The organism is Demequina zhanjiangensis (genome assembly GCF_030418315.1).
Lineage (GTDB): Bacteria > Actinomycetota > Actinomycetes > Actinomycetales > Demequinaceae > Demequina > Demequina zhanjiangensis.
The window spans coordinates 60,485-69,223 of sequence record NZ_JAUHPV010000012.1 but is presented as its reverse complement, the minus strand read 5'-3'; the positions used below and the strand labels follow the sequence as shown (position 1 = coordinate 69,223).

The window sequence follows — 8,739 nt, the reverse complement described above, 5'->3', positions numbered from 1 at the left end:
GCCCCCCCCCCGGGCGGGGGGGGGGGGGCCCCCCCCCCCCCCCCCCGGCCCCCACCGGGACATGGCCCGACCCCGGGGCTCACGGCATGGCTGACCCGCCGATGTCCCATGAAGAACTCGGAGACACACGTTGCTTCTCTACGCCTTGAGGCGACTGGCGATCGGGGCGATCCTCGTATTGCTGGTCACCTTCATCACCTACTTCTTGTTGTCGTTCTCCTTCGACAACATCATCACGTCCCGACTCGGCCAGTCAGCGTCGCCGGAGCTCGTCGCCGAGCTCAAGGCTGACCTGGGGCTCGACCGGTCGGTGTTCGTGCAGTACCTCGACTGGTTGGGCAATGTCGTTCAGGGAGATCTCGGTACCTCCTTCTTCACTGGCGAGCCAGTCGTGGACGCAGTGCCTGCCAGGCTCGCGGTGACCCTCTCAGTGATCGTCCCCGCGCTGATCATCTCCGTGATCGTCGCCGTGGTGCTCGGCGTGACCGCGGCATCCCGAGGGGGAGTGGTGGACACGCTCACCCAGGGCCTCATGCTCGCCGGCTACCTGATCCCGGGACTCCTCGTGGCGATCGGCCTGGTCGTCCTCTTCGCCGTCAACCTCGGTTGGCTTCCCGCTGGTGGCTACACAGCTCCGGGCGATGACCTCGGGGCATGGAGCCGGTCCATCGTGATCCCCGTCATCACGATCGCCATCGGAGGCAGCGCGAACATCGCTTCGCAGGTGCGCGGCACCATGGTCGATGAACTCCGCAAGGACTACGTGCGCACCCTCAGGACGCGCGGTGTGCCTACGCGCTCCCTCGTCATCAAGCATGCGCTGCGAAACGCTGCCGGCCCTGCGCTGACAGTCTTCGGCCTCGAGTTCGTCGCGATGTTCGGATCCGCCTTGATCATCGAGCAGGTGTTCGCTCTCCCTGGCTTCGGCCTCTACAGCTTCAACGCGGCCCTCCAGGGTGACTTCCCCGTGATGATGGGCGTCACCCTGTTTGCTGTCGGACTCACTGTCACCGTCAATCTCATCACCGACCTTGCGAACGGTTGGCTCAACCCGAAGGCGAGGATCTATTGAGCGCGCCACAGGCCAGCGAAACACCCAAGGAGCTGGCATCACCCACGTCAGCGCCCGGGAGGAAGAGCCTCTTCCGCCGCGCACTGCGAAGCAAGCAGGCGATCATCACGGGCAGCATCATCCTGCTGTACGTCGTGCTCGGGCTGCTCGCCAACGTCATCCCTGATCACACGTTCTGGGAGGCTCGACTCGATTCTCTGAACCTGCCGTTCGGCTCGGAGACCTACCCGCTCGGCACCGATCAGTTCGGACGCGACATCCTCGCGAGGCTGCTCCACTCGATCAACACCGCCTTCGTCTCCGCCTTGATCGGAGTCTCGATCGCGCTGCTGCTCGGCGTGACCTTCGGGCTCATCGGCGGCTACTTCGATCGGGTGCGCACGGTCACCGAATGGGCCTTCACGCTCATCATGACCTTCCCCGGGATCCTGCTGCTGATCCTGCTCATGCCGGTGACGAAGGGCGACTACAGGTTCACCATGGCGATCTTCGGTGTCCTGTTGTCGCCAGGTATCTATCGCATCGTCCGAAACCAGACCATCGCCGTCAGCCGAGAGCTCTATGTGGATGCGGCCCGGGTCTCCGGACTCACGAACTTCCGCATCCTGTCCCGACACGTGCTCTCGGTCGTTCGTGGCCCGGTCGTCGTCGCTACCGCCTTCTTGGCTGGATCCGCGATCAACGTCCAGTCGGGACTGGCCTTCCTCGGGGTCGGCTCCAAGGTGATCCCGAGCTTCGGCTCGATGATCGGTGACGGCTTCCGCAATCTCTACGTGGACCCGTGGCAGTACGTCTGGCCTGCGCTCGCGCTCGGCGTCCTGAACGCCTGCTTCGTGCTGTTCGGCAATGCTCTTCGTGACGTGCTCCAAGGCAAGCCTCCGAAGCCCGCCAAGCAGGACGTGCAGGCCCTCGCGGCAGGATTTGAGGCATCGGACCACGAACCGGACACCAGCGCACTCCTCGAGGTTCGAGACCTGGGAATCGGATACGAAGGAACCGACGGCGTCGTCCGCGAGGTCGTGCGTGGCGTGTCGCTCACCATCCGCGATGGCGAGACCGTAGGACTCGTCGGAGAGTCGGGCTCTGGCAAGACTCAGACCGCGTTCGGGATCCTTGGCGTCCTGCCGACTGAGGCTCAGATCACGCGAGGCTCGATCCTGCTCGACGGCAAGGAGATCCTCGGGGCCTCGGAAGGAGTCCTGAAGAAGCTGCGCGGCGGCACGATCGCGTACGTCCCCCAGGAGCCGATGTCGAACCTCGACCCGGTGTACACGGTCGGTTCCCAGCTCGTCGAAGGAATCATCGCCTCGACGGGCAAGGGAAGGGCCGGGGCCCGCGAGCAGGCGCTCGCACTTCTGGACAGAGTCGGGATCCCGGATGCGAAGCGCGTGTTCGACTCCTACCCCCACCAGATCTCAGGTGGCATGGCCCAGCGAGTTCTCATCGCAGGCGCCATCGCGAGCCGACCTCGGGTCCTCATCGCCGATGAGCCGACGACGGCGCTGGATGTCACGGTCCAAGCCGAGATCCTTGACCTCCTCCGGGATCTCCAGTCCGAGTTCGGGATGAGCATCATCTTGGTGACGCACAACTTCGGGGTGGTCGCGGACATCTGCGAGCGGCTCGCCGTGATGCAGAAGGGCGAGATCGTCGAAGCCGGAATCACCAAGGACGTCTTCGCGAATCCGCAGCACCCGTACACGCGAATGCTCCTTGACTCGATCCTCGATGAGACAACCGTGCGCAGCGACCCCCCGAGCGGGGCGCTCGCGACCGCAACGAAGGAGGCATGACGTGCCCACCGCACCGCTGCTCAAAGCAAGGGATCTGAAGGTCTCCTACCCGGTGAGGGGCTTCCGCAAGCGCCCGATCGAGATCGTCCACGGTGTCGATTTCGAGATCGCGGCAGGGGAGACGTACGGCGTGGTCGGCGAATCCGGCTCCGGGAAGACGACGATCGGGCGCGCGGTCCTGGGGCTCGCGTCGGTCTCAGGCGGCACCGTCGAGTTCGATGGGCGTGACATCAGCCATCTCTCGCCTGGTGAGCGTCGTGCGATGGCGAAGGACATCCAGGTGGTGTTCCAGGATCCGTACAGCTCGCTCAACCCGGCGTTGACGGTCGGGGAGATCATCGCGGAGCCCCTTGTGGTCCAGGGGAGCACCCCCAAGGACGCACGCCGCCGAACGCTGGAGCTGCTGGACAGCGTCGGGCTTCCCTCGGACGCGGCCGATCGCCTCCCTCGAGAATTCTCGGGTGGTCAACGTCAACGCGTCGCGATCGCGCGAGCCCTCGCGCCCGAACCGCGACTGATCGTGTGCGACGAGCCCGTCTCCGCGTTGGATCTGTCGACGCAGAGCAAGGTGCTTGATCTCCTGCTCGACATTCAGCGGCGGACAGGAGTGGCGTACCTCTTCGTGTCGCATGATCTGGCCGTGGTCCGGCACATCAGTCACCGCGTCGGAGTCGTCTACCGGGGAGAGATCGTGGAGCAGGGACCGGCGAGCCGCGTGACGCTTGCGCCGGACCACCCCTACACGCAACGGCTGCTCCTCGCAGCGCCCGTGGCTGACCCGATCGCCCAGGAGAAGCGGCGGGCAGATCGGATCCGACTCAGGGACGAGCAGCGGCTCCGCGAGGCTCGCGCAGGCGCTGCCTAGCGGCGTCCCCGCAGTTTCAGCCCTCGTCCCCGAAGGCGGGAACGCCAATCGACCGGAGGAACTGCTCGCCGGCCTCCTGAAGCTCTGCGGCGTTCTGGGCGTACGCCCTCTGGGTCATGAGGCCCTGCAGGAGCGCCAACGACATCGTGGCGGCAACCTGCGGCTCGATCCCTTCGCCGAGCTCGCCGTGCTCCGCGAGCTCGGCGAAGGCACGGGTCAAGAACGTCTTGATCGCCGCAAGGCGCTGCTCCATGAACGCGTGCGCGGGATGCGAGGGGTCTCGGGCTTCCGACGTGAGCACGAGCTCGAGGTCGAACATGGCTCCGCCCATGCCGAGCGCGGCAGAGTTGAACGTCGCCAGCAGGGCTTCCCGTGGGTGTGCGAGCGGTCCGTCGGGCTCTGTGAGCGTCAATCTTTGGCGTCGCTCGTCGTCGAGGTCCTGCAGCACGGCCACGAGGAGTGCGTCCTTGTCGGGGAAGTGATGGAGCAGGCCGTTGTGGCTGACGCCCGCGCGCCGCGCCACCTCGGCGATGGTCATGCCGTGATAGCCGAGCTCCTCGAGGACCGATGCGCTGGCCTTGATGATCCCGGCGCGCACCTGCGTCGACTTCGCGTAGGGGCCGCGCTTGCGTGGCGTCTCCGATGAGGTCATACAGGCAATATAGCAACCGACTACGAATTTGGTGATATCCTCTCGGCAATCGGTTTCCAACGGTGTGAGACAAGGATCGGACAATGGCGACGAGCTTCCCTGACGGTTTCATCTGGGGTGCATCCACCGCGGCCCACCAGACTGAGGGCAACAACGTCAACAGCGACATGTGGGCCAGCGAAGGTATGTTCCCTGGTATGGAGCGCTCCGGCGATGCCTGCGACTCGTACCACCGCTGGCGCGAGGACATGCAGCTTCTCGCCGACTCGGGTCTGACGGCCTACCGCTTCTCGGTGGAGTGGGCTCGCATCGAGCCCGTCGAAGGTGAGTTCTCCCTCGCGGAGCTGGGGCACTACCGCCGCATGATCGAGCACGCCATCGGGCTCGGCCTTACGCCCGTGGTCACCCTTCACCACTTCACCGTGCCACGGTGGTTCTCCGAGCGCGGAGGCTGGTTCACCGAGGACGCCGTCTCCTTGTTCGAGCGGTACGTCGAGCGAACCGCTGCGATCCTTGACGGAGTCGAATGGGTCGTCACCATCAACGAACCGAACATGCTCGCGATGATGGTGGGGATGGCTCGGGCGTTCGCGCAGGCGCAGCAGGGCGGAGAGCAGCAGGAGTGGCAGAGCCCCACCGTCGACGGTGACCACGCCGACGACCAGGCGAGCCGGCCTCAGGTGCTTCCCGCTCCCGACCCCGAGATCGGCGCCATCCTCGTCCGAGCCCACGAGGCGGCGCGGACGGTGCTTCGGGCGCGCACGAAGGCGAAGATCGGCTGGAGCGTGGCGAACGGTGCGCTCGTCGCAAGGCCTGGGTCAGAGGCCCGCCTCCTTGAGGAGCAGCGAGTCCGCGAGGATCTCTACCTCGAGCCATCCAAGGACGACGACTTCGTCGGCGTGCAGTCCTACTCGAGCCAGTGGGTCGGCCCCGATGGCGTCGAGCCTCACCCCCCGCACCCGGACAACACGCTCGTCAACACCGCCTACCGACCCGACGCCTTGGGGATCGCGGTCCGCCACGTCGCCGCAGTGACGGGGGACACCCCCATCCTGGTGACAGAGAACGGCATCGCGACCGACGACGACGCGCGCCGTATCGCCTACACCATGGAAGCACTGGGCCACCTCGCCGAGGCGATCAAGGACGGTGCGGACGTGCGCGGCTACCTCCACTGGTCGCTGCTCGACAACTTCGAATGGGGCCACTGGGAGCCCACCTTCGGCCTCGTGGCAGTGGATCGCGAGACCTTCGCCCGCACTCCGAAGCCGAGCCTCGCGTGGCTTGGCTCCGTCGCTCAGAATGGTGGCATCGACTCATGACCGCGCTTCCTCTGCTTGCCGTTTCTACGGACGGCTTCGTGCACCTCGACCGTCTGCCGATGTCGAGCGTCCGTCGCGATGCCTCGATCGTGCTCGACGGGACGTGGGAGTTCCAGTTGCTCGGCAACGCTAGCGAGGCGCTCGGCGAGTGGACCACTGCGGAGGTTCCAAGCCTCTGGACGGTGACCTCTGACATCGACCGCCCGCACTACACCAATGTCCCGATGCCGTTCGAGGGCGTGCCGCCGATGCTCCCCGCGAGCAACCCCACGGGCGTCTACCGTCGGACGGTCTCGCTCTCCCGTCGCGATGGGATGCGCACGATCCTGCGCGTCGGCGCCTTCGAGAGCGGACTCTTCGTCTTCGTCAACGGAGTCGCCGCTGGCGCGGGGACGGACAGCCACCTCGCGACTGAGGTCGACATCACCGAGCACGTCCACGACGGTGACAACGAGATCATGCTCGTCGTCCAGAAGTTCACCCCCGAGTCGTACATCGAGGATCAGGACCAGTGGTGGCACGGCGGCATCTCCCGCTCCGTGTCGATCATCGAGGTCCCTGAGGTGAGGCTCGACGATGTCACGATCGTCGCCGACTTCGACGCGGTAGCAGGGCTCGGATCCTTGAAGGTGTCGGGACTCGTCTCGGCCCTCGCCCGAGAGGCCGCACGTGGTCACTCGGTCGAGATCGAGGTGCTCGGACAGTCAGCGACCGCCGATGTCACGGGCTTCCAGCCGTCGCAGACGCTTCCGAAGCCGAGCGACGAGCGCGATGAGAAGCCCCAGTCCTACGGGATGCCTCCGGACATGATGGACCTGGTGTCACTTGCACCGGCAGGCGCGGACATCGCCGAGCACCTGCGACCCGTGGCACGCCAGCTCGCGCAGACGGCCCTGCACGACACCGTCGCGGGTGAGGCGAGCCTCGCTCTCGACGGACTCGAGGTGTTGCCCTGGACGGCTGAGACCCCGCACCTTGAGTCGCTCGCGATCCGGTTGCGCGATCCCGAGGGCAAGGTGATCGATGAGGTCTCCTACCGAGTCGGGTTCCGCCGCGTCGAGATCGTCGGCCGTGACCTGCTCGTGAACGGCGCCCGTGTGCTGCTCCAAGGCGTCAACAGGCACGACTCGGACCCGCGTACCGGTCGCGTGATGACGCGCGAGAGCATGGCCCGCGAGCTTGCACTGATGAAGACGCACCACATCAATGCGATCCGTACCGCTCACTACCCGAACGACCCCGAGTTCCTCGACCTCTGCGACGAGTACGGCTTCTACGTGGTGAGCGAGGCGGACATCGAAGGACATGCCTTCGCCGACTCGATCGCGGACGATCCCCGGTACCTCGCGCGCTTCCAGGAGCGCTACTCGCGGATGGTGCTGCGCGACCGCAACCACGCCTCCGTGATCATCTGGTCCCTCGGGAACGAGACTGGCCACGGCGCTGCGCACCCCGCGATGGCCGCCTGGAGCCGCCACGTAGACCCCACCCGCCCCGTGCAGTACGAGGGCGCTATCGCGCCGGACTGGCACGCCGGGCACGCGTCGTCGGACATCGTCTGCCCGATGTATCCCGCGTTCTCCGCGCTTGAGTCGTACTCGGCCGACCCTCGTTCCGACCGTCCGCTGATCGCATGTGAGTACGCCTACTCGCAGGGCAACGCCACAGGCGGGCTCGCTCGATACTGGGAGTTGTTCGAGACCCTTCCGGGGCTTCAGGGCGGCTTCATCTGGGAGTGGCGAGACCACGGACTCGACCTCGATGGCGACGGGCACTACCGGTACGGAGGCGACTTCGGCGACGAGCCGAACAACGGCAACACGCTCTCCAACGGCATCGTCTTCCCCGACCTGACTCCTCAGCCTGCGCTCGTGGAAGCACAGGGAGTCTTCGCGCCCGTGCGCATCGTCAGCGACGCGGACGAGGTGCGACGTGGCATCCTCAAGGTGCGCAACAGGCAGCAGTTCAGCGGCCTGCAGTCACTCGCCGCCACGTTGCGAGTCGAGTTCGCCACGGGGCAGACGCTCACGTTCGCTTGTGAACTGCCCGTAACTGCGCCAGGAGCCACCGTCGAGATGGAGCTTTCCGCGGAGATCCGAGGTGCGGTGCAGGACGCAGACGCGATCGCGCTGGCGCTCGATCTCACGCTAGCCGTCGATACGGTGTGGGCACCTCGAGGCACCGGCTTGGGATCTCAGCAGGTCGAGCTTCCGTTCCGGCACACTGGCCTTCCGACGGGCGGCACACCGAGCGACCTCGCCGAGGACGGCACCATCGTCCATCCGCTTCTCGCTGCGCCGCCCGAGCTGTGCCTCTGGCGGGCCCTGACCGAGTGCGACAACTCGTTCGCGCTCGACAAGCGCTTCGTGCGGTCCGGCTTCTTCGCGCTCACCGCCGCGAGTCGCGAGGTTGAAGCCGGCGGTGACGCGACCATCGTGCGGACGGCCTACACCGCGGCGTACGGCGACCAGGTGATCCACACCAGAAGGATCGAGGAGATCGCCCCCGGCGACTACGTGCTCACCGAGGACGTGCAGCTTCCCGAAGGAACGAGCGACGGTTTGCGGGTGGGGATCGAGTTCACTCTGGTGCCAGGATTCGACCTCGCGGAGTGGACAGGCCTCGGCCCGTCCGAGAACTACCCCGATCGGCGCTCGGGTGTGACGCTCGGCCACTGGTCCGAATCGATCGAGGCGATGGACGTGCCCTACCTCAAGCCTCAGGAGAACGGCACCCGTGGTGGAGTGTGGAGCACGGCCCTCACAGGCGTTCCTGGCATCGTCGAGACGCAGCATGTCGAGCCCATGCACATGAACGTGTCACGGCACACCATTGGTGACCTTGAAGCTGCCTCGCACTGGTGGGAGCTGCCTGACCGCGACACCACGACCGTGCACATCGACATCGCCCACCGCGGCGTGGGAACGGCGCTGATCGGGCCCGATACCCAGCCCGCGTTCCGCCTTGACGCAACCTCGTACTCGTGGACGTGGCGTCTCACCATGGCCCAGAACTGACTCGTAAGGACTCAGACT

At 66.1% G+C, this 8,739-nt stretch carries 6 protein-coding genes; 5 read left to right on the top strand and 1 reads right to left on the bottom strand.

All coding sequences use genetic code 11. From position 1 onward, the window contains the following. The first annotated feature begins 130 nt into the window (after window positions 1–130). Genes QQX04_RS14405 through QQX04_RS14395 form a run of 3 tightly spaced genes read left to right on the top strand, consistent with a single transcriptional unit; the run spans window position 131 to window position 3,730 of the window. Entirely contained in the window at window positions 131–1,072 is a 942-nt protein-coding gene (locus tag QQX04_RS14405) for an ABC transporter permease (protein ID WP_301130400.1), read from the top strand. Continuing rightward, on the top strand, window positions 1,069–2,865 hold the full coding sequence (locus tag QQX04_RS14400) for a dipeptide/oligopeptide/nickel ABC transporter permease/ATP-binding protein (RefSeq protein ID WP_301130398.1): 1,797 nt from the start codon (window positions 1,069–1,071) through the stop codon (window positions 2,863–2,865). The genes QQX04_RS14405 and QQX04_RS14400 overlap by 4 nt, the downstream gene beginning before the upstream one ends. 1 nt (window position 2,866) lies before the next feature. Continuing rightward, window positions 2,867–3,730 (top strand): ATP-binding cassette domain-containing protein, encoded by an 864-nt coding sequence (locus tag QQX04_RS14395; protein WP_301130397.1) that lies wholly within the window; start codon window positions 2,867–2,869, stop codon window positions 3,728–3,730. 16 nt (window positions 3,731–3,746) lie between these two features. On the opposite strand, the gene QQX04_RS14390 is transcribed toward QQX04_RS14395, so the two are convergent. After that, window positions 3,747–4,382 (bottom strand): TetR/AcrR family transcriptional regulator, encoded by a 636-nt coding sequence (locus QQX04_RS14390; RefSeq protein ID WP_301130395.1) that lies wholly within the window; start codon window positions 4,380–4,382, stop codon window positions 3,747–3,749. Between the two features lie 83 nt (window positions 4,383–4,465). On the opposite strand from QQX04_RS14390, the gene QQX04_RS14385 reads away from it, so the two are divergent. Both QQX04_RS14385 and QQX04_RS14380 read left to right on the top strand, forming a co-directional pair. Next, window positions 4,466–5,704: a family 1 glycosylhydrolase gene (locus QQX04_RS14385; protein WP_301130393.1), complete on the top strand. Its 1,239-nt coding sequence runs from the start codon at window positions 4,466–4,468 to the stop codon at window positions 5,702–5,704. Next, entirely contained in the window at window positions 5,701–8,721 is a 3,021-nt protein-coding gene (locus QQX04_RS14380) for a glycoside hydrolase family 2 TIM barrel-domain containing protein (RefSeq protein ID WP_301130391.1), read from the top strand. The genes QQX04_RS14385 and QQX04_RS14380 overlap by 4 nt, the downstream gene beginning before the upstream one ends. Window positions 8,722–8,739: the final 18 nt, after the last annotated feature.

Excerpts from the sequence above, each read along its gene's own strand:
- QQX04_RS14385 (WP_301130393.1), top strand. The coding sequence starts at position 4,466 with ATGGCGACGAGCTTCCCTGACGGTTTCATCTGGGGTGCATCCACCGCG.
- QQX04_RS14390 (WP_301130395.1), bottom strand. The coding sequence starts at position 4,382 with ATGACCTCATCGGAGACGCCACGCAAGCGCGGCCCCTACGCGAAGTCG.
- QQX04_RS14380 (WP_301130391.1), top strand. The coding sequence starts at position 5,701 with ATGACCGCGCTTCCTCTGCTTGCCGTTTCTACGGACGGCTTCGTGCAC.